General features: G+C 71.7%; 12 protein-coding genes and 7 pseudogenes. 10 read left to right on the forward strand and 9 right to left on the reverse strand.

The window, feature by feature from the left end:
• Window positions 1-89: 89 nt before the first annotated feature.
• The 3 genes and pseudogenes from ABZV31_RS03920 to ABZV31_RS03930 all read left to right on the forward strand — a co-directional run bounded on the left by ABZV31_RS03920 (window position 90) and on the right by ABZV31_RS03930 (window position 4,264).
• Window positions 90-1,009, forward strand: a pseudogene (locus ABZV31_RS03920) (zinc-binding dehydrogenase).
• A gap of 135 nt (window positions 1,010-1,144) precedes the next feature.
• Window positions 1,145-3,019, forward strand: a complete 1,875-nt coding sequence (locus tag ABZV31_RS03925) for a sialidase family protein (protein WP_355887755.1) — start codon at window positions 1,145-1,147, stop codon at window positions 3,017-3,019.
• Window positions 3,020-3,030: 11 nt separating this feature from the next.
• A pseudogene (locus ABZV31_RS03930) lies at window positions 3,031-4,264 on the forward strand (DUF4185 domain-containing protein).
• Here ABZV31_RS03930 and ABZV31_RS03935 read toward each other — a convergent pair.
• Window positions 4,200-5,240, reverse strand: coding sequence for a bile acid:sodium symporter family protein (locus ABZV31_RS03935; protein ID WP_355887758.1), 1,041 nt, complete (start codon window positions 5,238-5,240; stop codon window positions 4,200-4,202). The pseudogene ABZV31_RS03930 and the gene ABZV31_RS03935 sit on opposite strands and share 65 nt — an antisense overlap.
• A gap of 132 nt (window positions 5,241-5,372) precedes the next feature.
• On the opposite strand from ABZV31_RS03935, the gene ABZV31_RS03940 reads away from it, so the two are divergent.
• The gene (locus tag ABZV31_RS03940) at window positions 5,373-6,236 is read left to right on the forward strand and encodes a LysR substrate-binding domain-containing protein (RefSeq protein WP_355887760.1); all 864 of its coding nucleotides are present in this window, start codon (window positions 5,373-5,375) and stop codon (window positions 6,234-6,236) included.
• Here ABZV31_RS03940 and ABZV31_RS03945 read toward each other — a convergent pair.
• Window positions 6,237-6,518, reverse strand: a pseudogene (locus ABZV31_RS03945) (Lrp/AsnC ligand binding domain-containing protein); the annotation flags it as partial. It abuts the gene before it with no gap.
• A gap of 353 nt (window positions 6,519-6,871) precedes the next feature.
• Between ABZV31_RS03945 and ABZV31_RS03950 the strand changes: the two are divergent.
• Window positions 6,872-8,698: an AMP-dependent synthetase/ligase gene (locus ABZV31_RS03950; protein WP_355887762.1), complete on the forward strand. Its 1,827-nt coding sequence runs from the start codon at window positions 6,872-6,874 to the stop codon at window positions 8,696-8,698.
• Window positions 8,699-8,735: 37 nt separating this feature from the next.
• On the opposite strand, the pseudogene ABZV31_RS03955 reads toward ABZV31_RS03950, so the two are convergent.
• Window positions 8,736-8,875: pseudogene (locus ABZV31_RS03955) on the reverse strand (pyrroloquinoline quinone precursor peptide PqqA).
• A 297-nt stretch (window positions 8,876-9,172) separates the two neighbouring features.
• Between ABZV31_RS03955 and ABZV31_RS03960 the strand changes: the two are divergent.
• Window positions 9,173-10,009 (forward strand): aldo/keto reductase, encoded by an 837-nt coding sequence (locus ABZV31_RS03960; RefSeq protein ID WP_355887764.1) that lies wholly within the window; start codon window positions 9,173-9,175, stop codon window positions 10,007-10,009.
• A gap of 414 nt (window positions 10,010-10,423) precedes the next feature.
• Window positions 10,424-11,119: a glycoside hydrolase family 75 protein gene (locus tag ABZV31_RS03965; RefSeq protein ID WP_355887766.1), complete on the forward strand. Its 696-nt coding sequence runs from the start codon at window positions 10,424-10,426 to the stop codon at window positions 11,117-11,119.
• Between the two features lie 68 nt (window positions 11,120-11,187).
• On the opposite strand, the pseudogene ABZV31_RS03970 reads toward ABZV31_RS03965, so the two are convergent.
• Together ABZV31_RS03970 and ABZV31_RS03975 are read right to left on the reverse strand one after the other, a co-directional pair.
• Window positions 11,188-11,888: pseudogene (locus tag ABZV31_RS03970) on the reverse strand (SDR family oxidoreductase).
• Between the two features lie 82 nt (window positions 11,889-11,970).
• Window positions 11,971-12,840, reverse strand: coding sequence for a class I SAM-dependent methyltransferase (locus tag ABZV31_RS03975; protein WP_355887768.1), 870 nt, complete (start codon window positions 12,838-12,840; stop codon window positions 11,971-11,973).
• A 126-nt stretch (window positions 12,841-12,966) separates the two neighbouring features.
• Here ABZV31_RS03975 and ABZV31_RS03980 point away from each other — a divergent pair, with 126 nt between their 5' ends.
• Window positions 12,967-13,737 (forward strand): phytanoyl-CoA dioxygenase family protein, encoded by a 771-nt coding sequence (locus ABZV31_RS03980; protein ID WP_355887771.1) that lies wholly within the window; start codon window positions 12,967-12,969, stop codon window positions 13,735-13,737.
• Between the two features lie 30 nt (window positions 13,738-13,767).
• Here the strand turns inward: ABZV31_RS03980 and ABZV31_RS03985 are convergent.
• The 4 genes and pseudogenes from ABZV31_RS03985 to ABZV31_RS04000 form a co-directional block, all read right to left on the reverse strand.
• A pseudogene (locus tag ABZV31_RS03985) lies at window positions 13,768-13,968 on the reverse strand (cellulose 1,4-beta-cellobiosidase); the annotation flags it as partial.
• A gap of 458 nt (window positions 13,969-14,426) precedes the next feature.
• Window positions 14,427-15,176, reverse strand: coding sequence for a class I SAM-dependent methyltransferase (locus tag ABZV31_RS03990; protein ID WP_355887774.1), 750 nt, complete (start codon window positions 15,174-15,176; stop codon window positions 14,427-14,429).
• Between the two features lie 23 nt (window positions 15,177-15,199).
• Window positions 15,200-15,505: a 4a-hydroxytetrahydrobiopterin dehydratase gene (locus ABZV31_RS03995; protein ID WP_355887776.1), complete on the reverse strand. Its 306-nt coding sequence runs from the start codon at window positions 15,503-15,505 to the stop codon at window positions 15,200-15,202.
• Between the two features lie 87 nt (window positions 15,506-15,592).
• Window positions 15,593-16,696, reverse strand: coding sequence for an ADP-ribosylglycohydrolase family protein (locus tag ABZV31_RS04000; protein ID WP_355887778.1), 1,104 nt, complete (start codon window positions 16,694-16,696; stop codon window positions 15,593-15,595).
• Between the two features lie 29 nt (window positions 16,697-16,725).
• Between ABZV31_RS04000 and ABZV31_RS04005 the strand changes: the two are divergent.
• Together ABZV31_RS04005 and ABZV31_RS04010 are read left to right on the forward strand one after the other, a co-directional pair.
• A pseudogene (locus ABZV31_RS04005) lies at window positions 16,726-17,555 on the forward strand (helix-turn-helix transcriptional regulator).
• A 96-nt stretch (window positions 17,556-17,651) separates the two neighbouring features.
• Window positions 17,652-18,554: a Scr1 family TA system antitoxin-like transcriptional regulator gene (locus tag ABZV31_RS04010; RefSeq protein WP_355887781.1), complete on the forward strand. Its 903-nt coding sequence runs from the start codon at window positions 17,652-17,654 to the stop codon at window positions 18,552-18,554.
• Window positions 18,555-18,558 lie beyond the last annotated feature (4 nt).

Raw genomic sequence — 18,558 nt, forward strand, 5'->3', positions numbered from 1 at the left:
CTCTACGAATCGTGGCTACCGTTGGGACGCCCAACGATTTCGAAGGTTCCAACGATCCCTGTCGAGCCCCTGCGCCCTCTGGAGGTGCGATGCGCCGCATCCGGTACGAATCCACTGGCGGCCCCCTCTTCCTGGAAGAGGTCCCGCTTCCCGAGCCGGGCCCCGGTGAGCTCCTCGTGCGCTGCGAGGCCGTCGGCGTCACCCTGCCAGTCGTACGCAAGGTCACCGAGGCCGCCGAGCCGATCCCGCTCGGCGGCGAGATCGCCGGCGAGGTGCTGGCCGCCGGCGCGGGCGTCACCCGCTTCCGGGCCGGCGACCGCATGACGGGACTGTGCTTCGGGCACGGGTATGCCGACGTCGCGCCGCGCTGCACGAGGCCATGGCCTCCCCCATACCCGACGGTGCCTCCGCCGTCGACGCGGTCGCCCTCGTGCGCAGCGGCCTCGTCGCCCTCGGCGCGCTGGCGGCCGCACGGCCCGAGCCGGGCGATGCGGCGCTCGTCACGGCGGCGGCGAGCAGCGTCGGCGATCTCGCCGTGCAGCTGGCGCGGGTGCGGGGCGCGGCCCGCGTCGTGGGCGCCGTCTCCGATCCGGCCAAGGCGGACTTCGTCCGCTCCCTCGGCGCAGATGCCGTCGTCGGCTACGGCGACGACGGCTGGGGCGAGCCCGTCGACTACGTCCTCGACGCGGTCGGCGGCGAGCTGCTCACCCCGGCGGTCGCCGCGCTCGCCCCGGGCGGGCGGCTGGTGGCCTACAGCTCGGGAGGCGGGACCGTCCAGGCCCACGACCTGCTCGTGGGCGCCAAGTCGGTGACCGGCTTCCAGATGGCACGGATCGCCCGCAACAAGCCGGAGCTGTACGAGCGGTGGCGGCAGGAGCCGTGGCGGCTTTTCGCGGAGGGTTCGGTGAAGCCGGCCGTCCACGGTGCGTTCACGCTGGAGGAGGCGGCCGAGGCGCACGAAGTGATCGAGTCGCGCAGCAACCTGGGGAAAGTGGTGCTGCGCCCGTGACCCGTCGCCGCCGGAGACCCTTCGAGTGGCTGCACGCTTCTTGTGAGGCCGCGGAGAACCCAACTACCGTCTGAGATACGCACGTTGGACGTGGGATGTCCAGATGTCCGGACGGGTGAAGGGCAGGTTCGCACCATGTCGTCAAGTCTTCGCGCACGTCCGAGATCCGCCCTGGCCGCATTGCTCGCGGCGGCCGGGCTGCTGCTGCCGAACCCGGCGCACGCACAACCGGCCGCAACCGCACAGGACTTCGAGCAGCAAATCCTCTTCAAGGCTTCCCAGGATCCCGGTTATGCCTGCTTCCGCATACCGGCGGTCGTGCGGACGACCGACGGCACGCTGCTCGCGTTCGCCGAGGGCCGGGTCCTCAACTGCGGTGACGCGGCCGACATCGACATCGTCCTGAAGCGCTCCACGGACGGCGGCCGCACCTGGGGCCCGCTGCAGGTGGTCAACGAGGGCGGCGGCGACACCCACGGCAACCCGGCCCCGATCGTGGACCGCGAAACCGGCCGCATCCTGCTGGCGGAGACCTACAACACCGGCCGCACCGACAGCGCCGGTTGCTCCGTGCCCTGCGACCGCACCCCGCATCTGCAGTACAGCGACGACGACGGTCTGACCTGGTCGACGCCGCGCGACCTGAGCGACGAGATCCTGTCCGCCGCCTGGAACTCCTGGTACGCGACCGGTCCCGTGCACGGCATCCAGCTCACCCGCGGTCGGCACGCCGGGAGGCTGGTGTTCGGCGTCAACACCGAGACCTGGGACGGCAGTCGGGTCACCGCGAACAACGCGGCGCTGATCGTCAGCGACGACGGCGGCGACCACTGGCGGACCGGCGCCACCGACTCCTGGCCGATCGCCGCCGACGGCACCTTCCAGCAGAAGCCGTCCGAGCTGACGCTCACCGAGCGCAGCGACGGATCCGTCCTGGTCAGCGGCCGCGAACAGGACGGCACCGACCTCGGCCACCGCACCCAGACGGTGAGCCGCGACGGCGGCGACAGCTTCGCCGCCCCCTTCCGGGACCTCCCGGACCTCTACGCGCCCCAGGTCCAGGGCTCCACGCTGCGCCTCGGCGACCGCATCCTGCTGTCCTGCCCCGGCGACCCCGACCGCCGCCGGACGATGATGATCCGCTCCTCCTACGACGGCGGGCGCACCTGGGACAGCGTGGATCGCGGCACGGTCGTCACCACGGACTGGTCCGGCTACTCCGACATGGTGCGGATCGACCGTGACACCGCGGGGCTGATGTACGAGGGCGGCGCCGTCGACGCCCGCGACGAGATCCGCTTCGCCCGCTTCACCGAGGACTGGCTGCAGCCGCGCCGCGGCCCGGACCCGGTCACCGCCGACCTCGCCCGGCACGCCCGCCCGGCGGCCGTCCTCGGGGGCGCGCGGGAGACGGACGGCGTCTTCGGCGGTGCCCTCTCCTTCGACGGCGCCGACGACGCCGTACGCCTGCCGTACCGCACCGAACTCCCGCTCGGGACGAAGGACTTCACGGCGTCGTTGTGGTTCCGCTACACGGCCACGGGGGGTGAGCAGCCGCTGCTGTGGATGGGCGGCATCGGCACCAGCCAGCCCCAGGTGTGGCTGCGTGGCGAGCCGGCGAACAACCGTGTCCAGGGCCTGATCACCATACGGGACGGCGCGGCGGCGCCGCGGTCGGCATACGTGCGCACGACCACGGCATACAACGACGGCCAGTGGCACCACCTGGCGTTGCGCCGCGGCGGTGGACAGCTGACGCTCTTCGTCGACGGTGTCCAGTCCGCCGCAGCCGATGTACCGGGGTCTGTCAGCCGTAACTCGCCCTTCGGGGTACACATCGGCCAGCGCCTGGACAGCCGGGCCTTCTTCACCGGCGCAATCGACGAAGTGCACGTCTGGGACCGGGCGTTGACCGACGACGAGCTGACCGCCGTACGCACCGTGAACGCGCGCATCGCGCGTGACAGCGTGCTGTGGCTGCCCATGGACCGTGTGAGCGGCAGCCACTAACGTCCGTCAGCGTGCCCGAGGACGCACGAGCACGACAGCGGACGGGAACCGGGGTCGGCCTGCTGCTGGCCCTGGTTCTCGCGGCCGTGCTGCTGACCGCCCTCCCGAAGGACCACGACCGGCAGGGCGGCGGCACGTGCCCGGCCTGCACCGTCGGCTCCTGGTCGGCCGACCGGCAGCTCACCGACTCCTTCACCCGTTACGGCGACGACCCCACCCGCAGCGACGACTGGACCGGCGGCGACGGCACCCACTCGGTGCGGCTGCCGGACGGCCGGGTGCTGTGGCTGTTCTCCGACACCTACCTGGGCCAGGTGCACGGCCCGCCCAACCCGGCCGGCGAGCCCTCCGCCTGGCGCGACACCACCGCCCCGCTGGTGCGCAACTCGGTGGCGGTGATGGACGCCCAGGGGCATCTGGAGCGCACGCTTGCCGCGCCCCTCTTTCCCGACCCGGCGCCGGACCAGTGGCGCTGGCCGGTGGCGGCCCGTGTCGAGCCCCGCTCCCCCGGCTCGCGGGAGCAGGTCGTCAGGGTGCTGCTGTGGGTGCGCACAGCCGGCCGGTCGCCGTGGATCTACGGCGTGCCCACCGCCACCGAGGTGGCCACGCTGTCGCTGCCCGGCCTGCGGGCCGAGTCGGTCGTGAGGGTCTTCGACCAGCAGCTCGTCCAGGATGCGTCGCAGCGGATCCTGTTCGGGACGACGCTGGTGGTGGAAGGCGGCTGGACGTACGTCTTCGGCGGCAACCGACGGCCAGGCCGCGTCCCGGCCCACGTCGTCGGCCTACGTGGCCCGGGTGCCGGAGGGCAGGCTCGCCGATCCTGGGGCCTGGCGGTACTGGACGGGCTTGGCGTGGACGGCCGGCGCCGGTCCGCGGCCGGTGCTGGGGGACGGGCGGCGCACGGGGGTGGGGAGCGCCTTCTCGGTGGTGCGGGACGGTGGGACGCACGTGCTGTTCACGATGGCCGCGGGCAGCAGGGGGCTGACCACCGTGACGTCGTACTGGGCCTGCTCCCCCACCGGGCCGTGGCACGGGCCGACGAAGGACTTCGGTCCGCCCCTGCCGCAGGGGCAGGTCGCCGCGTACAACCCGCAGGCGCATCCCGCGCTGAGCAGCGGCGGGCGGCTGGTGCTCAGCTATGACGTGAACTGGCTGGACACGACGACCGCGTCGGCCGGCATCAACGGGAACGTGTCCCTGTACCGACCACGGTTCGTGACGCTGCGGCTGGCGCCGCCGGGGTGACCTCCTCCCGCACCTCGCGCGCCCGGCGCTTGGCAATCACCGCGCACACCATGAGCTGCATCTGGTGGAACAGCATCAGCGGCAGCACGGCGAGGGAGGCGTGCGCACCGAACAGGACGCTCGCCATGGGCAGTCCGGAGGCGAGGGACTTCTTGGAGCCGGCGAACTGGATGGCGATCCGGTCCTCCCGGCCGAAGCGCAGCGCCTTGGCGCCGTACCAGGTCAGGACGAGCATGACACCGAGCAGCACGGCTTCCACGGCGAGCAGCCCGGCCAGCCGCACGGGACTGACCTGGTGCCATATGCCCCGCACCATGCCCTCGCTGAACGCGGTGTAGACGACCAGCAGGATCGAGCCGCGGTCGACGAGCCCGAGGACCTTCCTGTGCCGGGCGACGAAGGTGCCGATCCAGCGGCGCAGCACCTGTCCGGCGAGGAACGGCACAAGCAGTTGCAGCACGATCGTGACCAGCGAGTGTGTGGAGAAGCCGCCTCCGCTGCCGCCGAGCAGGGCGGCCGCCAGCAGCGGGGTGAGGACGATGCCGACCAGCGAGGAGAAGGACCCGGCGCAGATCGCCGCGGGCACGTTGCCGCGGGCGATCGAGGTGAACGCGATCGACGACTGGATGGTCGACGGGACGAGGGTGAGGAACAGCAGGCCCTGGTAGAGCGGCTGGGTCAACAGGACCGGGACGAGGAAGCGGGCGGCGATGCCGAGCAGCGGAAAGATCACGAAGGTGCAGGCCAGGACCGTGACGTGCAGCCGCCAGTGCCGCAGCCCGTCCAGCGCCTCACGGGTGGACAGCCGGGCGCCGTAGAGGAAGAACAGGAAGGCGATGGCGGCGGTGGAGGCGCCGGAGGCCACGTCGGAGGCCGTGCCGCGGGCGGGGAGGAGCGCCGCGACGCCGACCGTCCCGAGCAGCAGCAGGATGTACGGGTCGATCGGTATCCAACTCGGCCACTGCAGGCGTTTCACGGTGCTCCACTTGCTCGTGCTCTCGGCGGTACGGGACCGACGGATCCCCTCTCCATCGTCCTCCTCACGTGAGCGATCGGGAATCCGTCATACCGCTCTGACTGTCATCACGTTCCGCGATAACCTGGCGCCATGTACGACCCCGCCCATCTGCGTACCTTCCTGGCGGTGGCGCAGACCCTGAGCTTCACACAGGCCGCGCGGCGGCTCGGGTTGCGCCAGTCGACCGTCAGCCAGCACGTGCGCCGCCTGGAGGACGCCACCGGTCGGCTGCTGTTCTCCCGGGACACCCACAGCGTGGAGCTGACCGAGGACGGCGAGGCGATGCTGGGCTTCGCGCGCCGGATCCTGGAGGTGCACGAGCAGGCGGCCGCGTTCTTCACGGGCACACGGGTGCGCGGCAGGCTGCGGTTCGGCGCGTCGGAGGACTTCGTGCTGACCCGGCTGCCGGAGATCCTGGAGGGCTTCCGCTACGAGCACCCCGAGGTCGACCTGGAGCTGACCGTTGAGCTGTCGGGCACGCTGCACGAGCAGCTCGCCGCCGGGAAGCTCGACCTGGTGCTGGCCAAACGGCGCCCCGAGGACCCGCGCGGCGAACCCGTCTGGCACGACCGGCTGGTGTGGATCGGCGCGGAGCGGTTCCGCCTGGAGCCGGACCGCCCGGTGCCGCTGATCGTCTACCCGCCGCCGGGGATCTCCCGGGCGCTCGCGTTCGAGGCCCTGGAGCGGCAGGGCCGACCGTGGCGCATCGCGTGCACCAGCGGGAGCCTCAACGGGCTGGTCGCGGCAGCCCGGGCGGGGCTGGGGGTGATGGCGCACTCGCGCGGCCTGATCCCTCCGGGTCTCGTGCGCGTGCCCGACCGGTTCGGGCTGCCGGAGCTGGGCCAGGTCGACTTCGTCCTGGTGCACGGCCGACGGCGCCCCTCCGCCCAGCACGCCGCCGACGCGCTGGCGGCGGCGATCCTGGCGGGCGGCGACCGGCTGCACCGGCGGTAGTCAGCGCGGCGGGCGCTGGTAGGTGAGCTGTTTGACCCGGCGCAGGAACGGGGTCGTCTCCACGTGCTGGATGCCGTCCAGGTGGCCGAGGGGCCCGCTCAGGTAGGCGTACAGGTCGGCCGTGCTTCTGGCCAGCGCGCTCGCGACGATGTTCGAGGGGCCGGCCGCCGCGGAGGCATGGGCTATCTCGTGGTGGGTGGCGAGGGCCTCGCCCACGGAGCGCAGGGCCGCGGGGGCGGCGGTGATCCACAGGACGGCGGCGACGGGGTGGCCGAAGATCTCCCGGCGGGCGCGCTGGTGCTGGTGCTCGTCCGGCCGCCGCGCGCGGAGCGGATGGGAGTGACGAAATCCGGCGCGGGGGCGCTGTCAGAGAAGACGGCAGCGCGCCAGGGGTGACGCCGCCGACGTGGCGGGACGGCCGTAATTGGGTCGTACAGATTCGGTGGAGATTACGGCACCGAAACTTACTGAACCGTAAGGATTTCTGTCCGACCCTTCCCCATGTGAGCGCATTTTCCGGCGCTGACCAGTGCATATGTGAGCACTGCTCGCCTTCGGCCCCCCTCCCGCCCTGCCGCCCGGTGGGGTAGCTTTCACGGCGCTGTGCGGAGCGTCACAAGGAGCGGGAGCGGGGTTTGCGCGAGTTCACCAGCCCTCCGTTGACGTTGGCACCGCCGGTGGGCGGACTGGCCGACGTCGTCTTCCGGCATGCCCAGGACGACCCGCTGCACATCGCGCTCGGCCGCAAGGACGAGACCGGGCAGTGGCGGGACGTGACCGCCGCCGAGTTCCGCGACGAGGTCCTGGCCCTCGCCAAGGGCCTGCTCGCCCGGGGCGTCCGCTTCGGCGACCGGGTCGCGATCATGTCCCGCACCCGCTACGAGTGGACGCTGTTCGACTTCGCGCTGTGGACCATCGGCGCCCAGGTGGTGCCGATCTATCCCACCTCCTCGGCCGAGCAGTGCTTCTGGATGCTGTACGACGCGGAGGTGTCGGCGGCGATCGTCGAGCACGAGGACCACGCGATGACGATCGCCACCGTCATCGACCGGCTCCCGCAGCTGCGCCAGCTGTGGCAGCTGGACGCGGGCTGTGTGCAGGAGCTGTACGACGCGGGCGCCCACATCGACGACGAGGTGGTGCACCGGCACCGGGAGGCGGTCACCCCCGACTCGATCGCGACGATCATCTACACGTCGGGCACCACCGGCCGCCCCAAGGGCTGTGTCATCTCGCACGGGAACTTCATGTTCGAGGCGGACACGGTCGTCGAGCGCTGGGAGCCGGTGTTCCACTCCAAGAAGAACGACGAGGCGTCGACGCTGCTGTTCCTGCCCCTCGCGCACGTCTTCGGCCGGATGGTCGAGGTCGCCACGATCCGCGGCAAGGTCCGCCTCGGCCACCAGCCGCAGCTGAACGCCGCCGCCCTGCTGCCCGATCTGCAGGCCTTCAGGCCGACCTTCATCCTCGCGGTGCCGTACATCTTCGAGAAGGTGTTCAATGCCTCCCGCCGCAAGGCGGAGAAGGAGGGCAAGGCCGGTCCCTTCGAGAAGGCCGTCGAGGTCGCCGTGAAGTACGCGGACGCCATGGAGGCCAAGGCATGGGGGATCGGCCCCGGTCCGTCGGCCGGTCTACGCGTGCAGCACCAGCTCTTCGACAAGCTCGTGTACTCCAAAGTGCGCGCGGCGATGGGCGGCCGTATACGGAATGCGATGTCCGGCGGCTCGGCGATGGACCGGCGGCTCGGCCTGTTCTTCGCCGGCGCCGGCGTGCAGATCTACGAGGGCTACGGTCTGACCGAGTCCACGGCCGCCGCCACCGCCAACCCTCCCGAGCGCACCCGCTACGGCACCGTCGGACAGCCCATCCCGGGCGTGACCGTGCACATCGCCGACGACGGCGAGATCTGGCTGCACGGCGGCAACATCTTCCAGGGCTACCTCAACAACCAGAAGGCCACCGACGAGACCCTGCACGACGGCTGGCTGGCCACCGGCGACCTGGGCTCCCTCGACGAGGACGGCTACCTGACCATCACCGGCCGCAAGAAGGAGATCCTGGTGACCTCCGGCGGCAAGAGCGTGTCGCCGGGCGTGCTGGAGGAGCGCGTCCGGGACCATCCCCTGGTCAGCCAGTGCATCGTCGTCGGCAACGACCGCCCCTACATCGCCGCCCTCGTCACCCTCGACCAGGAGGCCGTCGAACACTGGCTGCAGATGCGTGGCAAACCGCAGATGTCCCCCGCCCAGCTGGTGCGCGACCCCGACCTGGAGACCGAGGTCCGGCGCGCCGTGGTCGCCGCCAACACCCTCGTGTCCCAGGCCGAGTCGATCCGCACCTTCCGCATCCTCGCCCAGCCCTTCACCGAGGAGCACGGCCTGCTGACCCCCTCACTGAAGCTGAAGCGCAAGGCCATCGAGAACGCGTACGCGAACGAGGTGGAGGCGCTGTACGGGGCGTGAGCCCGGCCCGGCTCTCCTGGTGGTCGCGGAGCTGCTCCTAGCGGTCGCCGAGGGCGTAGGCGGTCACTTCGAGGGCCGTCTCCACGACATGGAAACCGGGGCTTTGCCAGACCTTTTCATCCGATGTTTCCTGAACGGATCCTCCGCCTGGAAGGTCTCAACCAAGGTCTCGTTCATGTGTACGCACCTGCTTTCCCGTGGGGTGGGGGGTCGTACAGCCCAGACAGGGCAAGGAGTTCACATGTATGCACCGAGTTCAGGAGAGCGTTCGGTGGCGCGATACAGAGTTGCGGGATGGCAGGCCGCGGTCAATGGTCCGGACCGATGAGGTCGGATGCATTTCCGGCCAATCTCGTCCCGGCGGACTGACTCGCCGATCAGTTCGGGACGGATTGGCCGGTCAGGAATGCATCACGGCTCGTGATCGTTGACGATGGGCGTACCACCTGACGACAACCGAAGGATCAAGAGCTCGTGAGCAGCAAGGTCCCCCCGATCATCCTCAACAACGGCGTCGAGATGCCCCAGCTGGGCTTCGGCGTCTGGCAGGTGCCGGACGACGAGGCCGAGCGGGCCGTCGCCACCGCGTTGCAGGCCGGGTACCGCAGCATCGACACAGCGGCGATCTACGGCAACGAAGAGGGCACCGGCAAGGCCATCGCCGCCTCCGGCATCCCCCGCGAGGACATCTTCGTCACCACCAAGCTCTGGAACAGCGACCAGGGGTACGACTCCACGCTGCGCGCCTTCGACGCGTCGCTGGACAGGCTGGGCCTGGAGTACGTGGACCTGTACCTGATCCACTGGCCGATGCCGTCCAAGGGGAAGTTCGTCGAGACGTACAAGGCCTTCGAGAAGCTCCTCGCCGACGGCCGCACCCGGGCGATCGGCGTCTCCAACTTCCTTCCGGAGCACCTGGAGCGCCTGATCGCCGAGACCTCGGTGATCCCGGCGGTCAACCAGATCGAGCTGCACCCGCACCTGCAGCAGCACGCGGCCCGCGAGTACCACGCGAAACAGGGCATCGCCACCGAGGCCTGGTCGCCGCTGGGCCAGGGCAAGGGCCTGCTGGAGGTTCCGGCGATCGTGGCCATCGCCCAGAAGCACAACCGCACCCCGGCCCAGATCGTGCTGCGCTGGCACCTCCAGCTCGGCAACATCGTGATCCCGAAGTCGGTGACCCCGTCCCGGATCCAGGAGAACATCCAGGTCTTCGACTTCCACCTGGACGACGAGGACCTCGCGGCGATCAGCGCGCTCAACGAGAACCGGCGGCTCGGCCCGGACCCGGCCACGTTCGACATGGCCTGACAGACGACTCCGCGGCGCGCTCCGGACCGCTTCCCCTGCGGTTCCGGGGCGCGCCGCCCGTCGTGGTGACGTAGGCGCTGACCAGGATCAGCGCGCGGCCGACCCCCCATGCGGGCCACGCGCAGCCGACCCCCCATGCGGGCCACGCGCAGCCAAGCCCCCGTACGGGCCACACGCAGCCGCCCCCGTACGGCCACGCGACGGACTTCTCACCACGGGCGCGGCGCACACGCCGAGTGCCCGTCGACCGATCACTCCTGCGCCGGCTTTCACTACGCTGTGAGCTGCGCGTTTCACCTTCGGTAGCCAACTGGGCCCGTGCGTCCGGCCATAAGGGGGCTTGACGCGGCCATGCTGACGGGTCCACCTTGTACGGCACCCGGTAAGGAAAGTTTCCTAACAGAAGGGCCCACAGTGCGCATGCGTACACTGACCCTCGCCGCGGCCTCCGGTGCCGCCCTGCTCGCCGCCGGAGTGCTCCCCGCGAACGCCTCCGGCGCCGCCTCGCCGGCGTCGGCACAGGAGGGCAGGGTCAGCGCGGCCGACCTGCTCGCCAAGGTGACGTCCTGTCAGCAGATCTCGAACGGCAAGTACAAGACCGACGACGAGACCTCGGCCACGGTCCCCGTGTGCGGCAAGAACGGCGCGGTGTTCTGGAAGGCCGACATGGACATCGACTGCGACGGCCAGCGCACCTCCAACTGCAACGAGAACACCGACCCCTGGTACCTGGACAACACGGCGTTCCACCAGTCCAACGGCAAGCCGCTCAAGGCCGACTCGCTGCCCTACGTCGTGGTCCCGAGCTCCAGCAGCATCTGGAACTACTCCAGCGCCGGCATCAAGGGCGGCGGCGTGGTCGCCGTCATCTACAACAACAAGGTCGAGTACGCGGTCGTCGGCGACACCGGCCCCACGAAGATCATCGGCGAGGCCTCGTACGCCACCGCCAAGGCGCTCGGCATCGACCCCGACCCGGCGACCGGCGGGGCGGACTCCGGGGTGACGTACATCCTGTTCAAGAACTCGCAGGTGTCGCCCATCGAGAGCCACGGCGCGGCGGTCACGCTGGGCGACAAGCTGGCGCAGCAGTTCATCGTGAACAACTGAGCCGGAAGGGGAGGCAGGCCCGGTACCGCGACCTGGGCGCGGCACCGGGCCTCACCCCGGATCCGTCGTCAGTTGGGCTGCCCGAGGGGCCGTACGACGACCGTGTTGACGTCGACGCCCGCGGGCTGCCGGATCGCCCACACGACTGAGTCGGCGATCTGGTCGGCGGTGAGGAGATGACCGGGCGGCAGGCTGCCGTAGCCGTGCCAGAACGGGGTCTCCACGCGGCCGGGGGCGATCAGGGTCACTTCCACGCCCCACTCGGTGACCTGGCGGCGCGTGTTCTCGGCGAGCCCGGTGACCGCCCACTTGGTCGCTCCGTAGATGTTGCCCGGCGTGGGCACGAACCCGGCGACGCTGCCCACCAGCACGATCCGCCCGCGGGTTTCCTTCAGGGCGTCGATGGAGGCGCGGATGAGCAGCGCCGGGCCGAGCACGTTGGTCAGCACCATCTCGGTCCACCCGGCGGGGTCGCCCTCGGCGACCGTGTCGTGGGTGGCGACTCCGGCGTTGGCGACGACTGTGTCCAGTCGGCCGAATGCCTTGAGCGTAGTGTCGACAGCCGACCGCACCTGCTCGTATTCGGACGCCTTCCCGACGATCGTCAACAGGCGGTCCGGAGTGCCGAGTTCCTCGGCGAGGCCGCGCAGCCGCTTCTCGCCCGGCCGGTGACGGCCACCCTGTGCCCGGAGTCCAGCAGCCGTCGTGCGACGGCGGCGCCGATGCCGCTGCCGCCGCCGGTGATGAGTGCGACCGGAGAATCGGTCATGGTTACCTTCTGGGTGTCGAACGAACGCCGGCAAGTCCATCACTTGGAGCGCTCTCCAAGTCAAGCGTCCGGGGCATGCGGTTCAGGCGGCACGAACGGCCGTGTGCACCGTGTGCGCCACCAGAACGAACACGTCCGGCCGACGGTGCACGCCTGCCGGATCGTTCGGGTCGAGCAGGCGGTCGAGCGTGGCGCGGTCGTCGGGGTCCAGCGCGTCGCCGAGGGCCTCGCGGGTCCGCGTCAGGGAGGCGGCCACGTAGGCGCGGGCCCGGTCGGAGGCCGGGGCGGGCAGGTCCAGCAGGAAGCTGCGTGTCCCGGCGGGCTTCAGGCCCGCGGCGGCCAGCAGCGCCGGCCAGTCCTCGGTCTCCGCGACGGCTCCGGGCAGCTCGGCCCGCATCCGCGCGAACCACTCCTCCTCGACCGCGTCGATCCGCGCCTGCAGGCCCGGGCGGCCGATCCCGATGTCGCGGGGCAGGAACCGGGGGGGCAGACCGCCCTCCATCAGGGCCAGGGTGCCGCCGGGCGCCAGCTTGGTGGCGAACGCGGCGAGCGCGGCCCGCTGGTCGCCGAGGTGGTGCAGGCTGCGGCTCGCCCACAGCACGTCGGCCGGATAATCCAACTCATCGAGTACGCCGGGGAGTTCACCGGCGAGGGTGCTGAAGCGGTCGGCGACGCCCTGGCGGGCGGCCCGGGCGCGGGCCCGCTCCAGGAGCGGCTCGGAGCCGTCCGCCGCCACGACCCGGGCGCCCGGGAAGGTCTCAGCGAACAGGCACGACACGACCCCGGGCCCGCTGCCCGCGTCGACGATCAGGCCCGGCTCGGTCACGTCCTTCGCCAGCCAGGCCATGGCCCGCTCGTACAGGGGGGTGTACAGCTCCGCCTGCGCCTCCAGCAGCGGGGCCAGCTCGGCCCAGTCCAGGTCGGTGTCCTCGTGGTGGTGGTCGTGCGCCATGGTGGTCAGCCTCTCGTCCGGGTGCGGTCAGCGTGCGCCGACGCACCGCGCGCGGGCCACTGTTGTTGCCGGGGCGGCAAAAAAAATGGGATGCGCGGCGCCGGACCGGTCCCCGAGCATGACCGCATGGACGACGAGTTGGTGGAGCGTTTCCTCGAGGACGGCTTCGTGAAGATCGAGGGCGCCTTCCCGCCGCGCGTCGCCGAGGACTGCGCACGGCTGCTGTGGCAGGAGACGGGATACGATCCACAGGATCCCGGCACCTGGAAGGATCCGGTGTACTGGGTATCCGGCATGGCGCAGGGCCCGTTCGCGGCCGCCGCCAACACTCCCGCGTTGCACGAGGCGTTCGATCTGCTGGTGGGCGAGGGCCGCTGGGAGCCGCGCTACTCGCTCGGCAGTTTCCCGCTGCGGTTCCCGCACGAGGAGGAGCCGGACGACGCGGGCTGGCACATCGAGGGCAGCTATCTGCCCGAGGGCGAGACCTGGTACCACGCCAACCTGCGCTCGAAGGACCGCGCGCTGCTGATGCTGTTGCTGTTCACCGAGGTGACCGGGGACGACGCCCCGACTCGTATCCGCGTGGGCTCGCACCTGGACGTGCCCCGGCTGCTTCAGCCGTACGGCGAGGCGGGCGTGTCGGGCCTGGAGATCGCCCCGCAACTGGTCGAGGCCTCGGCGCACCGCCCGCTCGCGTACGCCACCGGCCGCCCCGGCGACGTCTACCTCTGTCATCCGTTCCTGGTGCATGCCGCCCAGCCGCACCACGGCACCCGGCCCCGCTTCATGGCCCAGCCGCCGCTGTACCCGGCGGTGCCCTACGAGCTGGACCGGCCGGACGGGAACCACTCGGCGGTGGAGTTCGCGATCCGCCGGGGTCTGGCCCGGGAGGACTGACCGGACCGGCCCTGGCGGATCACCGGTGTGTCACCGCGTCACGAACAGGGGCGGGTAGGCGTTCTGCATCAGCTGCTGGAACTGGGCGGAGAACCAGTGCCCGGACAGCGGAGCGTTCGGCAGGGCGCCCGACATGTTGTTGCTGTTGCGGGCGTTGCCCGTGTACGTCGGGTCGCACATCCGGTCGAAGCCCTTGCCCTCGTCGTTGGCGATGGCGGTGCTGGAGCCGTCGCGCCGTGGCGTGAACTCGGCGCCCGGTCCGAGCACTTGGGTGGCCTCGACGTCGTCGTCCGCGTCGATCCCGAAGAGGGCGGCTGTGCAGTCACGGCGTACGGCCGTACCGAGCAGACGCTGCACCGGCCGGCAGGCACGGCACGCTCGGCCTCGACCGGTCGCAGTCCGTGTACGAGCCGGACAGCCACGGCGAGGAGAGCTGACGCGGTGGGTGCGCGCCGGGTGGATGGGTTCACCTCTCAGTTGCCGCCGCCCGCACGGGAGTTGCGTCCCTTTCGGCCGGCTCGCCCGCCGTCCGGGCGATCTTCTCGCGCGGCCCGGCGGACCGAAGCACCGGAAGGAGCGGGGTGCGGGTGCGGTTCGTGTGGTCACGGGTCCCGGCCGTCGCCGCACACCGGGAGCAGGCGTTCTCGGTGGACGGCGGACGGACCAGGGTGACCGACTGGTCATGGAGTTCACGCGTCCGCGGGCTTGAGGAACGCCCGCAGGGTGAACACGGGGTCCGGGCGGGGCCGGTCCTGGTCGGGCAGTGCCGCCAGCCGGGCGGCGAAGTCCTCGCTGAGCGGTTCGCCGGGCGGCAGTGTGACGAACCAGCCGCGCCGCAGATCCGCGATCGTGCGGCGGGGGCTGCGGCCCTGCCCGCGGCCCGGGAAGATGGCCTGTCCGGCCGGCACCAGGCCGTGCCCGGCGGCGTACCGGGCGACGAGGTCCGCGGCGTCCAGGGCCGGGCTGCGCGGCCGGGAGGCGAGCACGGCGTCGATGTCGCTGCCCACGTTGTGGGCGGCGGCCTTGTCGACGGTGGTGACGTACACACCGCCCGGCCTGAGGACCCGGGCGCACTCGGCGACGGTGGCCTGTGCGTCCTCGGGGCTCGGCGCGAGGTGCAGCAGCCACACGCTGGTGACGACGTCGAACCGGTCGTCCGGGAAGGGCAGGCGGCGGCTGTCGGCGAGGACGACGGCGCCGGGCAGGCGCGCGGCGGCCTGCCGGGCCATCGCGGGCGCCCGGTCGATCCCGGTCACCCGCAGGCCGGCGCGGGCGGCCGCGAGCCGCCTGGTCACGATGCCGGTGCCGCACCCGGCGTCCAGCAGGCTGCGCGCCCGGGGCGGTACGAGACCGAGCACGGCGTCGGCGGCGGCGCCCGCCCTGGGCTCGCCGCCACGCGAGGCGTCGTAGTGCTCGGCTTCCTTGTCGTAGTCCAGCACGCGGCTCCCCGTCCCTGCGCCGCTCAGCTCGCCCCGTGCCCCGGCGCGAGCTCCTGCACCCTGCGGGCGAGCTCGAAGTCCTTCTCCGTCACCGCGCCGCCCGCGCTGTGCGTGTTCACGCTGAGGGAGACCGTGTTGTAGCCGAGGGTGAGGTCGGAGTGGTGGTCGAGCTCCTCCTGGACCTGGGCGATGTGCACGACCATCGCCGTCGCCGCGAAGTGCGAGCCGAGCCGGTAGGACCGGGTGAGGTGGTCCCCGTCGAAGGACCAGCCCGGCAGTTCGGCCAGCCGGTCCTCGATCTCCTTGTGCGACAGCGGTTCGACGGGCATGAGCTCGCTCCCTTCCTGGGCGGCGCGTACCTGTTCAGACTGCCACAGCAGGGCCGCTGCGTCCCTGGTCAGAAGCCCGCCCGGGGCTCAGCCGGGTACACATTCGGCCGCCAGGTCGTCCGCCAGGGCGGCGATGCGGGCCCGCCCCTCGACGCGCTCCACCCAAGCGTGCGGCAGGCCGTGGTCGCCGTACCGGGCGCCGAGGATGTTGCCGCAGATGGAGCCGGCGGAGTCGCTGTCGCCGGAGTGGTTGACGGACAGCAGCAGAGCGTCCTCGACGCGGTCCGTGGCGAGCGCGCTGTAGACGCCGATGGCCAGGGCTTCCTCGGCGACCCAGCCGGCGCCGAGCTTCTGCAGCTTCTCCGGGGTCGGGCTGCCCTCGGCGGCCAGGTCGAGGGCCTGCTCCAGGGCGGCCGCCGTCTCCTCGTGGCCGGGGTGCCGGGCCAGCAGGCGCAGGGTGCGCAGGACGGCGCCCTCGACGGAGTCCCCGGCCACGATGTGGGACACGATCGCGGCGAGCGCGCCGGCCGCGTAGTAGCCGGTGGGGTGGCCGTGGGTCATCTGGGCGCAGCGGGCGGCCAGCCCGAAGGCGTTGTCGGGGTCGGTGCGGGTGAGGCCGAAGGGGGCCGAGCGCATCACGGCGCCGCAGCCCTTGGAGTCGGGGTTGACGGGGCCGGGCGGGCCGAGCTCGGCCCACGGCGGGGGCACGTGGTCCTGGGCGAGCCCGGACAGGCAGGCGTTTCCGGGGGCGCGGCGGGCGTAGAGCCAGGCCTCGGTGACCAGGCCGCCCCGCGGGCCCTCGTAGGAGCCCCCGGAGGGCTTGGTCATCTCGCTCGCCTCGGGGCCGGGCTTGCGCTGGGTCTCCAGCCAGCGCTCGTAGGCCCAGCGCAGCAGGCGGGACCAGCCGCCGCCGATTCCCTTGAGCCGCTCCCGCTCGTGGGCCTGGCGGATGCCCTCGACGGTGAACAGGGTCATCTGGGTGTCGTCGCTGATGCGGCCCACCACGCCGTCGCCGTCGGGCACCGGCCCGGTCACGCCGCGCGGGCCGTGCGTGGCACGGATCCGGTCCAGGGAGCTGAACTCGATCGGGTAGCCGAGGGCGTCGCCGACGGCGCCGCCCAGGAGGCAGCCGCGCACTCTGGCGCGGTACACCGCCGTCGCCTCCCAGGACAACTTCCACGGCTCGTTCATGCGTCCCCTCCTCGACTACGGTCGTCCGTATGGCCATTGTCGCGTCCGGTAACGCCGCCTCTCCCACCACCCCCGCCGTCAAGGGCGTGGGTCCGCTGCTGCGGGCCTGGCGGGAGCGGCGGCGGGTCAGTCAGCTGGAGCTGGCGCTGCGTGCCGACTCCTCGGCCCGGCACATCAGCTTCATCGAGACGGGCCGTTCCCGGCCGAGCGAGGAGATGGTGCTGCGGCTGGCCGAGCACCTGGACGTCCCGGTGCGGGAGCGCAACGCGCTGCTGCTGGCGGCCGGTTACGCCCCGCGCTACCCGGAGACCCCGCTGGACGGCCCGGCGCTGGGCGCCCTGCGCGAGGGCCTTCAGCGGCTGATCCAGGGCTACGAGCCGTATCCGGCGCTGGTGGTCGACGCGACGTACGACGTGTCACCGCCAACCGGGGCATCACCATGCTGCTGGAGGGCGTCCCGGAGTCCCTCATTGCGCCGCCGCTGAACGCGATGCGGCTGACCCTGCACCCCGAGGGGCTGGCGCCGCGGATCCGCAATCTGCGCGAGTGGCGCGGGCATCTGCCGGCGCAGATGGAGCGGCAGATCGCCCTGCACCGTTCGGACGCGCTGCGCGCGCTGTACGAGGAGGTGGCGGCGTACCCGGTGCCGGAGACGGCGGCCGACGGCGAACCTGCCGAGGACGTGCCGTACTTCGCGCTGCCGATGCGGATCGAGCACGAGGGCCGGGTGCTGTCGTTCGTCTCCTCGATCTCCACCTTCAACACGCCCATGGACGTGACGGTGGCGGAACTGGCGATCGAGACGTTCCTGCCGGCCGACCCGGCGACCGTGAAGTACTTTCACTCGCTGGTGGCCTGACATCGTGTGGCCCTCGCACGGGCCTCTACCACGTGTGGGGTCCGGCGGCACATGACACACTGCTCGCAGACTTCGGCGCGTATGGGGAGGCGTGGCGTGAGTGAGCGGCGGGCCGCGCCCACCGTGGGTCAGGTGGTGCTCGGAAGGAGACTGCAGGAGCTGCGGGAGGCGGCCGGCCTCAAGCGCGAGGAGGCCGCGCGGGTGCTGCGGGTGGTCCCGGCGACGGTGCGGCGCATGGAGATGGCCGAGGTCACGCTGAAGATCCCGTACGTGCAGGTGCTGCTGACGGCGTACGGGGTGTCCGACGAGGAGGCCGACGCGTTCCTGGCGCTGGCCGAGGAGGCCAACCAGCCGGGCTGGTGGCAGCGGTTCCACGACGTGCTGCCGGACTGGTTCAGCCTGTACGTGAGCCTGGAGGGCGCCGCCCGCCTGATCCGCTCCTACGAGCCGCACTTCGTGCCCGGGCTGCTGCAGACCGAGGAGTACGCGCGTGCCGTCCTGGAGGCGGGGACGGTCGGGCAGACCGGCCCGAAGACGATCGAGCGGCACGTGTCCCTGCGCATGGCCCGGCAGCGGCTCCTCGAGCAGGAGGACCCGCCGCACCTGTGGGTGATCATGGACGAGACGGTGCTGCGGCGGCCGGTGAGCATCCACGGCGAGGTGATGCGCGACCAGCTCGACAAGCTGCTGGAGTACGCCGAGCGGAACCGCGTGACGGTTCAGGTCGCGGCGCTCGCGCCCGGCAGTCATCTGATCCTCTCCCAGGTCACGCAGGACATCAGCCCCGACGGCGTCGCCAAGGCCGCGGAGCTGTTCCGGCAGAGCGGCACCCCCTTCCACCCGCGCACGCACGCCGGCTTCTCGCGGTTCTTCGACGGTCTGGAGCTGCTGGAGCCGGGTGTGGTCCCAGTGCTTCAGTGGCGGCCGGAACCGGAGGACACCGCGGCCGGCGCGCAAGGCGTCGTGCAGGTGTACGCGGGGGTCGCCCGCAAGCCCTGACCGG

The organism is Streptomyces sp. NPDC005202 (genome assembly GCF_040608235.1).
Lineage (GTDB): Bacteria > Actinomycetota > Actinomycetes > Streptomycetales > Streptomycetaceae > Streptomyces.

Excerpts from the sequence above, each read along its gene's own strand:
- ABZV31_RS03925 (WP_355887755.1), top strand. The coding sequence starts at position 1,145 with ATGTCGTCAAGTCTTCGCGCACGTCCGAGATCCGCCCTGGCCGCATTG.
- ABZV31_RS03940 (WP_355887760.1), top strand. The coding sequence starts at position 5,373 with ATGTACGACCCCGCCCATCTGCGTACCTTCCTGGCGGTGGCGCAGACC.
- ABZV31_RS03975 (WP_355887768.1), bottom strand. The coding sequence starts at position 12,840 with ATGGCGCACGACCACCACCACGAGGACACCGACCTGGACTGGGCCGAG.
- ABZV31_RS03980 (WP_355887771.1), top strand. The coding sequence starts at position 12,967 with ATGGACGACGAGTTGGTGGAGCGTTTCCTCGAGGACGGCTTCGTGAAG.
- ABZV31_RS03995 (WP_355887776.1), bottom strand. The coding sequence starts at position 15,505 with ATGCCCGTCGAACCGCTGTCGCACAAGGAGATCGAGGACCGGCTGGCC.
- ABZV31_RS04000 (WP_355887778.1), bottom strand. The coding sequence starts at position 16,696 with ATGAACGAGCCGTGGAAGTTGTCCTGGGAGGCGACGGCGGTGTACCGC.